The sequence below is a fragment of the Bifidobacterium sp. M0404 genome (genome assembly GCF_016101415.1).
In the GTDB taxonomy this organism is placed as follows: Bacteria; Actinomycetota; Actinomycetes; order Actinomycetales; family Bifidobacteriaceae; genus Bombiscardovia; species Bombiscardovia polysaccharolytica.
In genome coordinates, this window is the sequence record NZ_JACFQP010000004.1 from 38888 (window position 1) to 53866 (window position 14979).

At 60.9% G+C, this 14979-nt stretch carries 11 protein-coding genes; 1 reads left to right on the forward strand and 10 read right to left on the reverse strand.

What is annotated here, in order from left to right; translation table 11 throughout:
- The first annotated feature begins 5 nt into the window (after positions 1–5).
- Complete coding sequence (gene nagA / locus H3T93_RS08240; protein ID WP_144178574.1) at positions 6–1313, forward strand: N-acetylglucosamine-6-phosphate deacetylase; 1308 nt, start codon at positions 6–8, stop codon at positions 1311–1313.
- Between the two features lie 20 nt (positions 1314–1333).
- Here the strand turns inward: nagA and H3T93_RS08245 are convergent, their stop codons facing one another.
- From H3T93_RS08245 to H3T93_RS08290, 10 genes are all read right to left on the reverse strand, one after another.
- The gene (locus H3T93_RS08245; RefSeq protein WP_144178576.1) at positions 1334–2176 is read right to left on the reverse strand and encodes an ABC transporter ATP-binding protein; all 843 of its coding nucleotides are present in this window, start codon (positions 2174–2176) and stop codon (positions 1334–1336) included.
- A 132-nt stretch (positions 2177–2308) separates the two neighbouring features.
- Positions 2309–4141: a hypothetical protein gene (locus H3T93_RS08250; RefSeq protein ID WP_144178578.1), complete on the reverse strand. Its 1833-nt coding sequence runs from the start codon at positions 4139–4141 to the stop codon at positions 2309–2311.
- A 249-nt stretch (positions 4142–4390) separates the two neighbouring features.
- The gene (locus H3T93_RS08255) at positions 4391–5566 is read right to left on the reverse strand and encodes a sensor histidine kinase (RefSeq protein ID WP_144178580.1); all 1176 of its coding nucleotides are present in this window, start codon (positions 5564–5566) and stop codon (positions 4391–4393) included.
- Positions 5563–6222, reverse strand: a complete 660-nt coding sequence (locus H3T93_RS08260; protein ID WP_186363999.1) for a response regulator — start codon at positions 6220–6222, stop codon at positions 5563–5565. Before H3T93_RS08260 ends, H3T93_RS08255 begins: the two co-directional genes overlap by 4 nt.
- Positions 6223–6269: 47 nt before the next feature.
- Positions 6270–7205, reverse strand: a complete 936-nt coding sequence (gene htpX / locus H3T93_RS08265; protein ID WP_046322188.1) for a zinc metalloprotease HtpX — start codon at positions 7203–7205, stop codon at positions 6270–6272.
- A gap of 86 nt (positions 7206–7291) precedes the next feature.
- On the reverse strand, positions 7292–7891 hold the full coding sequence (locus H3T93_RS08270; protein ID WP_144178583.1) for a DUF4411 family protein: 600 nt from the start codon (positions 7889–7891) through the stop codon (positions 7292–7294).
- Positions 7888–9069, reverse strand: a complete 1182-nt coding sequence (locus H3T93_RS08275) for an ImmA/IrrE family metallo-endopeptidase (protein WP_144178584.1) — start codon at positions 9067–9069, stop codon at positions 7888–7890. The genes H3T93_RS08270 and H3T93_RS08275 overlap by 4 nt, the downstream gene beginning before the upstream one ends.
- A gap of 163 nt (positions 9070–9232) precedes the next feature.
- Positions 9233–10699, reverse strand: a complete 1467-nt coding sequence (locus H3T93_RS08280; RefSeq protein ID WP_144178660.1) for an FAD-dependent oxidoreductase — start codon at positions 10697–10699, stop codon at positions 9233–9235.
- A gap of 117 nt (positions 10700–10816) precedes the next feature.
- Positions 10817–12784 (reverse strand): heavy metal translocating P-type ATPase, encoded by a 1968-nt coding sequence (locus tag H3T93_RS08285; RefSeq protein ID WP_144178585.1) that lies wholly within the window; start codon positions 12782–12784, stop codon positions 10817–10819.
- Positions 12785–12957: 173 nt separating this feature from the next.
- Positions 12958–14844 carry a S1C family serine protease gene (locus tag H3T93_RS08290; RefSeq protein ID WP_144178586.1) on the reverse strand — a complete coding sequence of 629 codons (1887 nt, stop codon included), beginning with the start codon at positions 14842–14844 and terminating at the stop codon, positions 12958–12960.
- Between the last annotated feature and the right edge of the window lie 135 nt (positions 14845–14979).

Consider the following 14979-nt stretch of genomic DNA (forward strand, 5'->3'; position numbering starts at 1 on the left):
CAAACATGTCCAAGGAAGCATACGAGTCGGCGGGGCTCGCGGTTGAATCATCCCTCCACGGACCGGCCCATCCCCTTGTCCTGACTGGCGCAAGGCTGATAGACGCTCGAGGAATCAGGGAAAACAGCTGGATTTTGGCTCTGGATGGCAGGATTGAGCAGGTCGGGCAAGGCAGAGAGAGCCTGGAATCCGCCCTGAGGGCCGCTGGCCTGCCCAGCCTGCCGCCCTCCTTCCTGCCTAGGTCAGATACCCATGACGTGAATGCGGACGGTGCTGAGTTCATCGATGCAGCCAGCTTCATCCTCACCCCCGGGTTCATCGACATCCACTCCCACGGCGGCTGGGTTCACTCATTTGACGACGGCGACGAGGCCATTCGCACAGCCAGGGCCTGCCATATGGTCCATGGAACAACCAGGCAGGTGCTCAGCCTGATCACCAATCCGGTCGACACGATGTGCACCAATCTGCGCTCAGTCAAGAGGGTCATGGACTCCAGGCCCGACGTGCTGGGCGCCCACTTGGAAGGGCCCTTCATCGCACTCTCCCGTAAGGGCGCGCACGATCCCAAGTGCCTGCGCGATCCTGAGCCAGCGGTTCTTGACAATCTCCTGGAGGCTGCCGACGGTTGCATACGCCAGGTGACCCTGGCCCCCGAGCGCGACCATGGCTACGAGGCCATATCCCGCCTGGCCAAGTCCGGTGTGGTGCCTGCGGTTGGCCATTGCGATGCCGACTATGACCAGACCCGCCGCGCATTCGATGCCGGCGCCCGTATACTCACTCATGTTTTCAACGCCATGAACGGCATCCACCACCGTCAGCCGGGCCCCATTCCAGCCGCCGTGGAGGACCGCCGGGTTACGGCCGAGCTGATCAACGACGGTTTCCATGTGCAGGACCCCTGCGTCGACCTGGCCTTCAGGCTCTTCCCCCATCGGATAGCCCTGGTCACCGACGCCATGGAGGCCACCGGCTGCGAGGACGGCGCCTACAAGCTGGGTTCCCTGGACGTAACAGTGAAGGGCGGCCACGCCCGTCTGACCTCCAACGGGGCCATCGCCGGCTCAACCCTGACCCTGGATGTGGCAGTCGGCAGAGCCGTCCAATCCATTGGCCTCCCGGCCCCCCAGGCCGTGGAAGCCGCCACGCTGACGCCTGCCCGGGCCCTGGGACTGGACCGCTCCAACCCGATCACCGGTGCTCCGCTGGGTCTGCTGGCACCCGGCTATGCGGCCGACCTCCTCCTCCTGAACCCGGCTGACTGGTCCGTCAAAACCGTGGTCTGTAACGGGCACAGAATTCAGCTTTGAATCGACCTCAGCGGCTCCTCCTACTCCGACCCGGACAGAAGGAGCCGCTCTATATCCTCTTGATCCATATGGGGATAGGAACCGCAAATCCTCCCATCCTGCATATACAGAATTCTGTCGGCCCTGGAAGCCACCCTGGCATCATGAGTAACCAGAAGGCTGGCCTTGAGTCCCGCACTCATGGCTGCTTGGATGGCATCAAGGGTGTCCTCACGGGCTCTGGGATCCAGATTGCCGGTGGGCTCATCCGCGAAGAGAACCTGCGCATCCATGATCATGGCCCGAGCGATGGCCACCCGCTGCTGTTGACCTCCTGACAGCTCGCCCACCTTTCGCCTCATTACACCGGTCGGCAGGTCCACACAGGCCAGAGCCCGACGTACAGCACCATCATCGGTGGCTGAACCATTCAAGGACCGCGGCAGGATGATATTCTCGGCGACCGTCAAAGAATCGACCAGCATGTAATCCTGGAAAATGAAGGCGAATTCGGTCCTGCGAAGCCTTGCCCGGCGAAAATCCGACTGCCGAGCAATATCCCGATGCTCATACCAGACCTGGCCTCGCAAGGGGGTCAGGATGCCGGCAAGCAGCTTGAGCACAGTGGACTTCCCGCATCCCGAGGGTCCGATCAGTGCCGTAATACAGCCATCTTGCAGTTCTATATTGACTGGCCCGATTTGAGGTGCCGGGCCATTCCTGTCATACGACTTTCCCAGCAGACGATGCCTGCGTCGTCCATTTTCCGAGTAGTCGTAGCAAACGGACCTGGCCCGCAAGACCGTACCGCCACCATCCGGGCCCACACCCTGGGCAGTTACCTGAGATTTTCTTGCATCCCATCCATCATGTCCTGTTTCCATACATCCCTCCTTCTCACGCCCAGCCTTCTTACACGCAATTTTCAAAACATCCGCTCACAACCGCCGAATGTAAGACTCCGTCTCATTTCATGGCGCTCTCACTTATTTCCAGTCCACCACAGGCTGCTTTGCTCATCCCTGACAGACCAGACGAACATAGGAAATCATGTGGGCGACCAGGGCCACCAGCCCCATCGCCAGGACCACCGCCAGAAGCAGACCCAGCTGCCCAGCGGGACAGTAAAAGGAGATACCTCCATAGAGTTCGACTGACTGCGGGTGAGAGCAGAGGTTGACAACCAGGAGCGAACCGGCGCAGGCCAGCAGGAAGGCCGGCAAGACTTCGCTCAGGTACCTTAACGTCCCACTGCATCCATACCGCCAAACTCCCAAATCAAGAAGGACGGCCACGGCCCTGGTCCTACGCCTCTCCTCAACCATGGTGAAGATCAGCGACAGGACGCCCACGGCACATATGACCAAGACCGGGTAGACGATGACGGCCATTTCCTTCATCCCCTCCCCTCCGGTCTGTGCATAGATCTTGCCAGTCGGCAGATTCGCCACCCATGCTTCAGCCGTCTGGTCAACGACCCCTGTCGGCACCTCCCGGCCACCCACCTGTGACGAAACCAGAGCCAGGGGAGTGCGCCCGCCCCAACGTTCATATCCGGTCTTCCATGCATTTCGGGAGGTAGAAGTAGATAGATGCGAGGGGATGAAGTACTGACCCATTCCACCCGGCAGGTCAGCTATAGCCGCAATCCGACTCCGTCGAGCTGGTCCGTTCCCATCATCAATACAGACCGGCGCGCCGAGGGACAGACCCGCACCCACCTCCGGACTGGAAGCCACCACCCCATCGAGCCCGTCCAATCCTGTACTATCCCGCGCAGGATGCAGGGCTGCCGACGGAAAAATCCGACTCAGATCGCCATCTATTTGAAGGCGTGAGGCACCACGATAGTAGGAGGCGGCCCGGCGTATTTGCCGGTCGCATCCCGCACCGTCCTTTGCCATAGGCACTACGGTGGCAGGAGCCAGAATAAGAGGATCAGTATCGCGCGACCGAACATAGGCAGCCCAATGATCCAGAGCCCCTCGGTCACTGCCGACCGGGCTGATCACAGACCCTCCTGCCAGAGCCGTGGTCAGAGAGGCGCGCGCATTGGCATCGCTGTATCCCAAGAAGCCGAAAAGTCCGCAGGCAACTGCAGTGGCGACGACCACCATCGTCAAGAGCGAGGCCGCCCTAGTGGTCTCCTGATTGCGCAAAGCCAAGGTGACCACAGGACCTTTTGGGTAACCCGCCATGATGACCCCCGCTGCTCGGTTCAATAGGGGTCTGCCCACTCTTATCAAGGCCCATGCCAAGAGAGGAATCAAAAAGATGCCCATACCGCCGGCGGCCGCTCCAGTCCCCTTTAGGTAGATCATCATGCAAGTCGCAAGGACCACCAGGAGCATGGCCGCAGTAGACAGGGCGCGGTGCCGTCTCCCGGAAGAGCGGGGCATGGACTGCAAATCGGGCCGAGCTCGGATGACCCTCACTGCAGCCAATATGGCGCCCAGACATTGGCACAAAACGGAAAGCAGGACCGTCATAAGAATGGAGGAGAGGTTTGGCAGGATGCCATGCTCCGGCAAAAGCATGTCCAGCCGTGCCATGGCAGGCCTTGCCAGAGGCTTCATCAGCTCGCCCAGAGCCACGCCAATGAGGCCTGAGAAGGCAGCCATGAGACCTTGGACGGCCAGTATCGAGCCCAGGAGCCGACAGGGGGAGGCGCCCAGCAGACGGATGCGCATGAGCCTGTCCCATTGAGCAGTGAAGGCATGGTCGCTGATGGTCTTGGAAACGGAAGCTGAAGACGTCAGAAAGATGGCTACCATGACTACCGGAGTGGTCGAATCGGCACCCTCTCCTCCCCGGACCATAGCCTCAAGAACCAGGAGAATCAAGGCCATGGAACAGGCTCCAGCCAGGATGTTCAGGATTTGCAGGCCGCGGTTTCCCCTCCACAAGGAATTCACCAGGCGGATGTACCCGATCCTAATACTCCCCCCCTCAGCCCCTTCCGTTCCGGGTCCTTTCCTTTCACCGTCTATTGCTGCCCATTGCATAGGGCCAAGCTATATCGACGGATAGTGGAGATGCTACCGACAGATGTCACCATCAGGAGGACAAATGTCACTGCGTCCGCTGCACTGCAGAAGTTACCTGCAAGAATCCGCGGTCAATGGAAGGGAGAGTATTACCCGGGTACCTCGGGAAGACTCCGCTGTCTCTGCCGGTCCTACCTGCAAGAAGCCGCCCAAGTCCTTTACCCTCTGCTCAAGGGAGGACAGGCCGAAGCCCGGCACAAACCGACCAGACCCTTTGCCAGGACCCACCCCGTCGTCCGTCACACACAGGCGAAGGGTTCTCGGTGCCAGATCAATAACAATCGAGGCGGAGGAGGCATGGGCGTGACGGACCACGTTGGTCAAAGTCTCCTGCAAGGCCCGGTAGATAAGGACCTTATTCTGCGATGACAGGCCCTCCAGGCTCCCATTCACCGTAGCGGTCACATGCAGACCTGTGGATTCAAAGGAGTCTGCCAGACCGACAATCGACCCCTTGGTCAGCTCCCCGCCAAAGGCAGCCGGGTTCAAAGCCCTGGCCTGCTGACGTACCTGAACCAGTGCCTTCTTATCGATGTCTTCGGCCTTGATCACATGGGTGAGGGCCCGGTCGATGGATGAACCCTTGTGCAGGGTCCTTTGCGCCGCCTCAAGCTCCATGTGCATGGCCGATAGGTACTGACCGATCGAATCATGCATCTGCGAGGCCATCTCTGCCCGCTCCTTAGCTAGGGCCAGGCTCTCTATTGTGAGCGACTGCCTGGCGAGCTGCCGGTTCTTTTCAATGAGCAGACGGCTGGCCCGTGCGTAAAAGAGGAAAGCCACCGCGAAGAAGACGATCAGAGCCAGGTTCAGGACCGTATCGCCCCAGGAGTCCCGTCGCCATTCTCCCCTCCATGCCATATGCAGAATGTAGACCCCTATTTCCCCTCCTACTGCGACCCAGGTCCAGATCTCCGGAAAGGCGAAGAGAACATCCACGGTCACGATGGTGGTGAGAAACATCTGCGGCGGATTGTCGAAGAGAGTGGCTGCCAGACAAACCGCGATGAGAAGGCCCCCACAAATGAGGGCAGGAATACGTCGCCGAATCAGCCTATAACCCAGCCAGGCCGACACCATGACCGTCTGGAAGAGGAAGAAGTTGAGAGGATTGCCATATTTTGACCACAGGAAGGAGCAGCAGAACGAAGCGACCTCCACCAGGCCCACGTATGGGAGGGACCCTGGTTTCCGCTCCTGAGACGACTCAGTTTCTGACGGGCTCATGACCGCCTTGAGGTCATGGCCAACTCGGTGCGATTGCGCACGCCGGTTTTGTCGAAAATGCTACTGACGCGGTTTCTGACCGTGCCCAGGGATAGGCAGAGATGATCGGCAATCTCCCTGTTGGTTAAACCAGCCACAATCATGTCGATGATCTGACGGTCAGTCCGATCGAAGTCGTCGGCTACGTCGACTCCTCCCGCTGCTTTGACAGGCTGCGACGGTTCGCCTTCCCTGCTGATGAGGTCCATCAGCCTACCCGACTCTGCAGTCCCGAGGACGCGTTCACCCCTATAGACCCTATGCACGGTGCCGATGATCTCCTCTGCATCGGCGTCTTTGAGCAGGTGCCCATATGCTCCAGCCTTGATGCTTCCCACAAGGTTCTCATCCTCGTCGAATGCCGTCAATGCGATGCATCGGGCTTTCAGTCCTCTCTTACGCAAGATGTCGATGAGGCGAATCCCGTCAATGTCAGGCATACGGCAGTCAACCAGGGCCACATCGACATCTCTCAGGCGAGGGTGCTCCAGAAGCTCCCGGGCACTGGCTGCATCCGCGACAATGTTGATATCGTCCTCATCAGCCAGTATCGTGACCAGTCCTGCTCTGACCAGCTCCTGATCGTCGACGATGGCCAGATTGATGGTCTCCGTCATCCCAGGCATCATCTCCTATCGACAGGGACGCAAAACTGCTCGACCTCTCAGTACCCTACCTGGGCTCCATGCCCGGAATTCACCTGGGTCTGCCCCATCTCCTGACTCATCTGCATCAGGCGGGCGATGCGCTCATCGGTGGGCGGATGAGTGGAGAAGAGCCTGCTGAATCCTTTGACCGAGAAGGGGTTCTCGATCATCATGGCGGCGGCGCTCTGGGTGCCGGCGGTCTGCGGCATAGGCGCAGCCTGAGACCCATAGGATATTTTGTTCAGTGCCGACGCCAGAGCCGCCGGATCCCCAGTCAGCCGGCTGCCGTCCTCGTCGGCGTCATATTCACGGGTGCGCGAAATGGCCATTTGGATCAGGGAGGCACCCAGAGGGGCCAGAATCGAGCTGATCAGCACGCCCAGGAGGCCGAAGACGCCGGAATCACTATCCCTGTCCCGGCTGTCACCGCCGAAATACATGAGGGAGTAACCCAGGTAGGTGATGACCGTAGCCATGGCCGAAGCCACGGCAGAGGTCAGGATGTCATGGTTGTAGACATGCATGAGCTCGTGGCCCAGCACCCCGCGAATCTCCCGCTCGTTGAGGATGCGCAGGATCCCCTGGGTGCAGCAGACGGCAGCATGGCGCTCGTTACGGCCTGTAGCGAAAGCGTTGGGCGAGTCAGTGGGGGCAATGTAGATGCGGGGCATGGGCTTGCCGGCTCTCCCCGACAGCTCCCGGACAATCCGGTAAAGGTCGGGGGCCTCCTGCTCGCTGACCGGCCGGGCATGCATGGAGGCGATCGCCACCTTGTCAGAGAACCAGTAGGATCCGAAAGTGGTGGCCAGGCCTATGAGGATATAGATGCCCAGCGTCCCCTGGCGACCGCCGGTCAGCCACCAGATGAGCATAATAACGGCCCACATAAGGGCGAACAAAAGCGTCGTTTTCAGGCCGTTGAAATGTCCGTGAACCTTCAGCTTGCCATTCATGGGTTCCATGGTAGACAATGCCGCTGAATTTTTGCTGAACGACCGCTGAAAAGATGGGACTGCCGGGCTCCTCCCCTACTATCTGCTCAGAACAGGCCTGGTTGGCTCGCAGCCTTTCTCCTGCTTTTAGGCTCAGAAGGAACATATTGGGCCTTCTTCAACCTCCCGTTGGTATCGAAGAATCGGCGAAGATTGATGGTCTTCACCCCAAACTGGTCTGCGATGTTAGGGATCTTGGGCTCTTTCTTCATGTGCTGTCCATGTTGCAGCGGAACTCGGGCCTCATCCGTCACAATGACTGAACCCTCAACCTTGGCCACGGCAATCAGCCAGGGATCCGCCTTGCCCTCTGACTCCCAGTATTGGCGCGAGCCTTCCGTATACTGCCCGCAGGTGACCAGATAATCCTGGATTTTCGCATATACCTGCGCATACCTGTCGTCCTTGTGGCTTATTTGGCGGCCTTTGAACACTGCACGTACCCAAAGAACCAGCATATCGGGATCAGCGGCCTGCTCGTTGACCAGCTCGTCGTAGACAACATCCACCATGGCAATCGACTTGTCCTCAGCCAGCTTTTCCATCCATCGCCAGAAGGGGTGGAACTCCTTGTAGTCGAAAGGATGGTTGAGCCGGTAGGAGGCGATGAAGATGTTGGAATCAGGCAGGTAGAGAGTAGCAGTCATATCAGCTTCTTTTCACGAATCAAACCCTGATAGGACTGCGGGGAACGCACCCCAACCAAGTCGAAGCCCTCAGTCGGAGCCAGTCTGCCCCCGTCCATGGCGGCATTGACCAGGCGGACGAAACCGGTATCGACCCTGGAGGCGTTGGTCCTGTTGCCATTGCCATGGGATTCCCGATCCTGATGGCGAGTTGCCTTGTCCTGAAGATGCCGATTCATTCGTGTCTGCAGCTCCTCAAGCGTATCCTCGCCAGTCAAGCCGAACTGATGGGCTTGTATACCCATAGCCAAGGCACTCAGGTGGAAGTCATCAGCTATGGACTCGGCGGCATCGGCTGGCTTTTGCCCCTCTTCCAGTTGCTCTCGCCACACCTGTCGGAAGCGCTCATCGTCGATCACGGCCTTTACCACTGCCCGGTTTATAGCGCGCTCCATGGCCTTGCGATTCCCTTGGCCGCCAATGCCGTCGAAGAGCTCCTGAGTGCCCAGCAGTACGTGCCCCACCTCGTGAATCAAGGTGAAGATCATGCCGTCAAAGGAATCGTTTCTGTTGATGAACACCAGCGGAGCCATGTCGTCGATCAGCACGAATCCACGGAATTCCTGAAGATCCAGTTTTCGAGAACTTACGGAACCCACCTGGGAATTGAGCATGATCATGATGCCCGCATTGGATGCCCGTTCCTTGATCTGACGGAAGCGGTCACTGGAATTGCCGCCCTCCCAGGCAGAGCGCCCATCCAGTCCAAGGGTGGAGCGAAGCGCATCAGCCAGGGCATCGTCATGCTCGGCATCCTGTACTGAACCGACCAGCGGGTTGGCATCCAAGCCGGACTCAAGCAATTCGTCCCTGGCCCATTCCTGCCTGAATCGCATCTGGTCGATGGTGTCCTGCAGGTTTTTGCTGGGCTGCACAGACGTATTGCCTACGGTACGGTACCGGACCAGGGGCTCAAGGCGACGCTGGGGCACAACCGACCTGACCAAGGCGCCAAAAGGTATATGCAGGGCCCTGCTGAGCTGCTCAACCTTGTTGAAGGATACGGACACGGGTTCCTTGGATTCCAGCCAATCCGGCAACTGGCCAAGCCCCCGGCGCCGGGACAGGGCCACTGGATCGGCATCGCTCTCCTCAACGGCCCACTGGAGGGTGGCCGGATAGAGAGTCAGATTAGCCATGTCACGCTCCTTCGATTCCGTGAAGGGCTCTAACGACAATGATAGCTGCGCCGGGTCTATCCGTCCGCTGTGAGCACCCGGTAGCCAGATCAAGAAACAGGGCCTGGACGTGGTTTATGAAACCTCATCCAGGCCCTGCCACTGACGGCCTAAGACCAATCGCCTACTCGCCGTGGGCGAGCTGGCGAAGCTGGTCGGGATCGATGACCTTGATGTGCTCGCGGCCGACCTTGGCGCCTTCGGCTCGCTCATAGGCATCTACCCGCTTCCAACCGGCGAAGTCGATGGGCCTGATGCCCTTGTCGGCCAAGAAACGGTCAATCGAATCGTCGTCACGATCCTTGGCGAAGCGGCCGCGAGCCGGGCTGGCGGCCAGGTCATCCAGCATGTTACCGATGGTCTCCAAGGCATCGGACTTGGTGGATCCGATCAACCCCACAGGTCCTCGCTTGGCCCAGCCTGTTGCGTAAAGACGGTCGATGGGTCGGCCGTCCTGCCCTTCGGGAGCAGTGGTCACGCGACCATGGACGTTGGAAAGGGTGTAGCCGGAGAAGTCATAAGGAACGCCGGGAACCTCGGCAGGCTTGTAGCCGATGGCGTGATAGACGGCCTGTACCGGGTACTCCTCGTACTGACCGGTCTCCTCCATGGTGCCCTCGGGTGTGACCTTGGTCTTCTCCACACGGATGCCGGTCACCTTGCCGTCCTGGCCGATGATTGCGGCGGGCATCCGGTAGAAGTGCATATAGAAATGGCGGTCGGCGGGGTTGCCTTCGAAGTCGACGCCGCCGTCCTCAGCCATGTCCTCGGCCATCTCCCTAATGGTGAAGAGCTCCTCCAGCATCTGCCGGGTCAGCTTGTCGGCACCGGCCCGGTCAATGGTCTCCTGGTCCAGGTCGAAGTCCTCCTCGTCGATGACGATTTGCACTCCGGGCAGCTTCTCCAGCTCACGCAGTTCCTGGACCGAGAACTTGGCCTGGGCCGGGCCACGACGGATGAACATGTGCAGTTCACGGGCCTGGTTTCCCTGAATTCCTTTGTAGACGTTATCGGGGATGTCAGTGCCCAGTAGGTCGTCGGCCCGACGCATCAGGATTCTGGAGACATCCATGGCCACGTTCCCGCCTCCGATGACGGCCACCTGCTTGGCATCCAGGGGCCAGTCCTGGTCAGCGTCAGGATAGCCGTCATACCACTCGACGAAGTGAGCGGCCCCATGAACGCCATCAAGTTCGTGGCCGGCGATCTCCAGAGGGCGGTCGTCCACGGCGCCGGTGGCGAAGAGCACCACATCGTAGCGCTGAAGCAGATCATCCAGGTTGACGTCCTTGCCGAACTCCACATCCGCATAGAGGTGGATCTCGGGGTTGTCCAGGGTCTTCTCCAAGGCGCCGGCGATGTACTTGATGCTGGGATGATCGGGAGCCACACCGTAACGAACCAGGCCGAAGGGAACGGGCAGCTTCTCGAACAAATCGATACGGGCCCGGTCGCCCAGACCCAGGTCGGCACCCTTCTCCCGCAGCTGCCGCAGCAGAATGTCAGAGGCATAGACCCCTGCAGGCCCCGCGCCTATGACGGCCACGCGCAGGGGGGAGCCGGCTTCCTCGCCGCGGGCCGGTGCGGGCATGGTGGAATCGTTGACATTATTATCGCTCATGCTTGTCAGCCTAACTCAAAGCGGAGGGCGGGAACAGAGCTAGTTGGGCTCCATCCCCGGGACTTTCACCAAGCGTCGCGAATAGCCTTAGTCCCGGTCTATCAGTGCAGTCAGGGCCCAGAGGATGGAAACCACGTCGATGGCCTCCTGTGTAAAGGCGCCGACAACCACTGGGATCAGGTCGAAAGCGGCGCAGAGCATGCCCACCGTGGCCAGGGTCAGCCCCAGCATGACCGCCTGGAGCATGACCCGCTTGGTTCTGCGGGCGATGGTGATCGACCTGGGCAGGCAGGCGATGTCGTCGTTCATGATCACCGCCTGGGCGGACTCGGAGGCGGCCGTAGTGGTCCCGTCGGTGATGGCCATGCCCACGTCGGCGGCGGCCAGGACCGGGGCATCGTTGACACCGTCCCCCACCATCAGGGTGATGGATTTGGTCACTGACTCACCAAGGAATTTGGACAGCCAGATGTCCCAGAATGGCTGACGGTTGGGCTCCTCCCTGGAAGCCTTGGCGATCAGATCGGCCTTGTCCTCGGGGAAGAGGCCGGCATGCACGTCGGTGATGCCCACCTGGTCGGCGATGATCCGGGCCGAGTCCTCCTTGTCGCCGGTGACCATGGATAGACGGGTGATGCCCAACTCTCGTAGCTGGGTGATGGTCTGGGCGGCATCCGACCTGGGTACGTCCTTCATGACGACCCTGGCGGCCAAAACCCCATCGATAGAGACATAGGAGGCCATCTCGTCAGGTGCCAGGGGGCCGAATAAATCACTTGAATGTCCGTCAGCCACGAACTGGGCCCTGCCCACCTTGACCTGATGACCATCGACCTGGCCCTGGACCCCGTTGCCGGAATCCTCCCGAACCTCCCGCGCATGCAGGTGGGTCTGGCCCTTGCTCTGTGCCCGCAGCCGCTCCTGGGCGGCGGCCCCGGCTTCAGCGATCCCGTTGGCCAGGATGTGGACCGAGTAGGATTCCACAGCGCCCGCCATGGCCAGAATCCGGTCTGTATCGACCTTTTGCTTCCCGCCGTCAGGGAGGTCGATCTTGGCTACCTGGGGACGTTTGACGGTCAGCGTGCCGGTTTTGTCGAAGAAGATATGCGAGACCCGGCCCAGATTCTCGATCACGTCCTGGGTCTTGATCAGCAGCCCCGCCTTGGCCAGCCTTCCCGTCCCGGCCATGTAGGCCACAGGGGCGGCAATCAGCAGAGGGCAGGGGGTTGCCAGGACCAGAACCTGGGCGAACCGGGTCGGCACGCCGGAGATGATCCAGGCCACGCAGGCGATAATGAAGGCCACCACGGTGAAGGGGACCGCCATCAGGTCGGCTGTTCTGACGACTGCAGCCCGGGAGTTCTGGGCGGAGCGCACCAGGCTGAGGATTCGCTGGTACTGGGAGTCCCGCGCCAGCTGCCGGGCCCGCATCAGGAAGGTGCCCGAACCGTTGACCGCTCCGGACATGACCTGGGCGTCCTGGTAGAGCCTGCGGGGCATGGGCTCGCCGTTGATGGTGGACATGTCCAGGGTGGCGGTCGGGCTGATCAGCTCACCATCAACGGGCACGGTCTCGCCGGGCTTGACCACCAGGAGGTCGTTCAGACGGACCTTATCGACATCCACCGTGCTCCAGTCGCTCTCCTTGGGAAGGGCATGCTCCCCCTCTGGCAACTCTGCCTGGACCACATGGGCCACCTGGGGTGCAGCCTGGACCAGCACGGTCAGGTTGTTCTGCGCCTTGTTCCCGGCGTACTGCTCGATGGCATCGCCCGAGTAAAGCATGAGGACCACGGCCCAACTGGCCCAGTACTGCTGCACAGCGAGGGTGGAGAGGATGGCGACCACGGCCAGGATGTCCACGCCCACGTGGCCCTGGCGCACGTCATCGATCATCCCCTTGAGGGTATCCACCAACGAGACGGCCACCAGGACGGCGACCAGCCATTGGGCAGCCTGGCGATAGGGGTGCCAAAGCAGGCCCATGACCAGCCCGCAGACCAGAACCACCCAAAGCATGGGGACTTTCTTGGCGAAACTCAGGACTTTTGACATGACCACTTCCCCGCTCCGGACTCGTCTACCTGACAGCCGTAGCCGGATCACGGCTCTCTTCTGCTCTTGACATTTCAAGCCTATACCGCGCCAGGGCCAGCGGTGTACGGCGGATACGACAAGGGGCCGCACCCGCCAAAGTGACGGATGCGGCCCCTGGGTTCAATCCCGGATCACTGCCCGAAGAAGAAGCGGAAGGGATCCATGGAGTCATCGTCGTCGCCCGAACCGCCCTGGCCGGAGTCGCCGTCCTGGCCGCTGCCGTCCGAATTCCTCCTGTTGGTCCTGGGCTTGCCCTGAACGGTCTTCTCCTCGCTGTCCAAGGTGGCGTTCACCTCGGCGGTCTTGCCGTCGCGCACCACAGTGATCTTGACCGAGTCGCCGAAGGCTGCAGCCCGGACAAAGCCCAGCAGGGAGTAGTTGTTGTTGACAGCATGGCCATTGAAGGCCACGATGGTGTCCCCGACCTTGATGCCGGCCTTGTCAGCCGGGGAGCCCGAAACCACATTGGTGACCTTGGCGCCGCCGCGGGTGACCCCGTCGGCCTGGGCCGTGCTGCTCTGGATGGTGACGCCCAGGGAGACGTGCTTGGCCTTGCCGTCCTTGATGATCTCATCAGCAACTCGCTTGACCAGATTGGATGGGATGGCGAATCCGATGCCGATGGATCCCGCCTCGGACTTGGAGGAGGCCATGGAGGCGATGGAGGAGTTGATTCCGATGACCTCGCCGGCCGCATTGAAGGTGGGGCCGCCCGAGTTGCCGGGGTTGATGGCCGCATCCAACTGGATCGCATTGGTCACGATGGGATTGTTGTTGCTCTCGTCCATGACCGAGACCGGGCGGTTCAGAGCCGAGACAATGCCGGTGGTGGCCGTGTTCTCGTAGCCCAGGGGGTTGCCGATGGCCATGACGTTCTCGCCCACGGCCAGCTTTTCGGAGTCGGCGAACTTCACAGGCTTCAGGTCGGAGGGCGCCTGATCCAGGCTGAGGATGGCGAGATCGGCAGTAGTGTCGGTGCCGACCACCTTGGCCGTGTACATCTGCCCGTTGGAGAGGGTGACGTGAATCTCCTGGGCGCCATCGACCACGTGGTTGTTGGTGACCACATGGCCCTGGGTGTCGAAGACCGCGCCTGATCCGGCCCCGACCCCGCTCTTGGTCTGCACCTGGATGGAGACCACGGACTCGGAGACCTGCTTGCTGATGCCCTGCCAGTCAGGAGCCTGCCCGCCCTCGACCTTGGCTGTGCCCTGGCCCGAGGAGTTGGAGGAGACCCCGCTCAGCGAGGAGGACGAGGGCAGGGTGATCCATCCGTTGGACAGAGCCGCCCAGCCCAGGCCCAGCATGAGGGCTGCAGCCACCAGGGCAGCCACCACGGCGGTGAAGACGTACTTGCCCGTGCCGCTCATGTTGCTGCTGGCGTTGTGGGCGGGACCAGGCCGACCGTTGAGGCCGCCGGATCCGAAAGGCACATAGGGGCCCTGGCCGGAAGGCTGGCCGCCTTGGGGGTTCTGGCCGGCGTTCTGACGTGGCTGGCCGTTCTGACCGAACTGGCCTGGCTGGCCGTACTGCCCGAAGAAGCCCTGCTGAGGACCTGAGCCATATCCTTGGTTAGGCTGCTGGTTGGGTTGTTGATTGGGTTGTTGCTGACCCTGATTGTTGGCAGGCGGACGTGAGCCTGCTGGCGCATATGCTCCATACTCGGGCGCAGGCCGATAATAAGGCTGCCGCTGCGTCGGCGCATCCTGCCCTGTAGTCGAGCCGTTGGAGGCGGAGACTGAAGTCCCGGTGCCGCTGTCGCCATTCGACCCGTTTTCCGTAGTCGCGGGCCGTGCATCGCCACCAGGCATGGCAATAGGGGTCGTGGGCCTCTGGTCCCAGGCCTGAGTCTGCTGGTCCCCTTCTTCTGGCGCGGGGACTTGAGCAGAGTCGGTCTGGTCTGTGGAAGCTCCCGTCTCCTGCTCTTGACTGGCGGCCCCGCGCTCGATGTGGCTTGGCTGCCAGGACTGATCGTCATCGCTGCCCCTCCAAGGGTCGGCCTTGTGCTCTTCAGCCATTTCTGCTCCTTCGGATCGATGCCGCTGCCTGCTATTCGGTCACGCTTGTCAATCTACCCCGTCGCCCGCGCTTTTTGCTGTTTCCGGCTGACAGGCGAAGCGGGTCCTCGCATGCATTGCTTCCAAGTCTAGAGC

What these genes read in the sequence shown, in the direction of transcription:
- nagA (WP_144178574.1), top strand. Translation starts at nt 6, where the DNA reads ATGTCCAAGGAAGCATACGAGTCGGCGGGGCTCGCGGTTGAATCATCC.
- H3T93_RS08245 (WP_144178576.1), bottom strand. Translation starts at nt 2,176, where the DNA reads ATGGAAACAGGACATGATGGATGGGATGCAAGAAAATCTCAGGTAACT.
- H3T93_RS08250 (WP_144178578.1), bottom strand. Translation starts at nt 4,141, where the DNA reads ATGGCCTTGATTCTCCTGGTTCTTGAGGCTATGGTCCGGGGAGGAGAG.
- H3T93_RS08255 (WP_144178580.1), bottom strand. Translation starts at nt 5,566, where the DNA reads ATGAGCCCGTCAGAAACTGAGTCGTCTCAGGAGCGGAAACCAGGGTCC.
- H3T93_RS08260 (WP_186363999.1), bottom strand. Translation starts at nt 6,222, where the DNA reads ATGACGGAGACCATCAATCTGGCCATCGTCGACGATCAGGAGCTGGTC.
- htpX (WP_046322188.1), bottom strand. Translation starts at nt 7,205, where the DNA reads ATGAATGGCAAGCTGAAGGTTCACGGACATTTCAACGGCCTGAAAACG.
- H3T93_RS08270 (WP_144178583.1), bottom strand. Translation starts at nt 7,891, where the DNA reads ATGACTGCTACTCTCTACCTGCCTGATTCCAACATCTTCATCGCCTCC.
- H3T93_RS08275 (WP_144178584.1), bottom strand. Translation starts at nt 9,069, where the DNA reads ATGGCTAATCTGACTCTCTATCCGGCCACCCTCCAGTGGGCCGTTGAG.
- H3T93_RS08280 (WP_144178660.1), bottom strand. Translation starts at nt 10,699, where the DNA reads ATGCCCGCACCGGCCCGCGGCGAGGAAGCCGGCTCCCCCCTGCGCGTG.
- H3T93_RS08285 (WP_144178585.1), bottom strand. Translation starts at nt 12,784, where the DNA reads ATGTCAAAAGTCCTGAGTTTCGCCAAGAAAGTCCCCATGCTTTGGGTG.
- H3T93_RS08290 (WP_144178586.1), bottom strand. Translation starts at nt 14,844, where the DNA reads ATGGCTGAAGAGCACAAGGCCGACCCTTGGAGGGGCAGCGATGACGAT.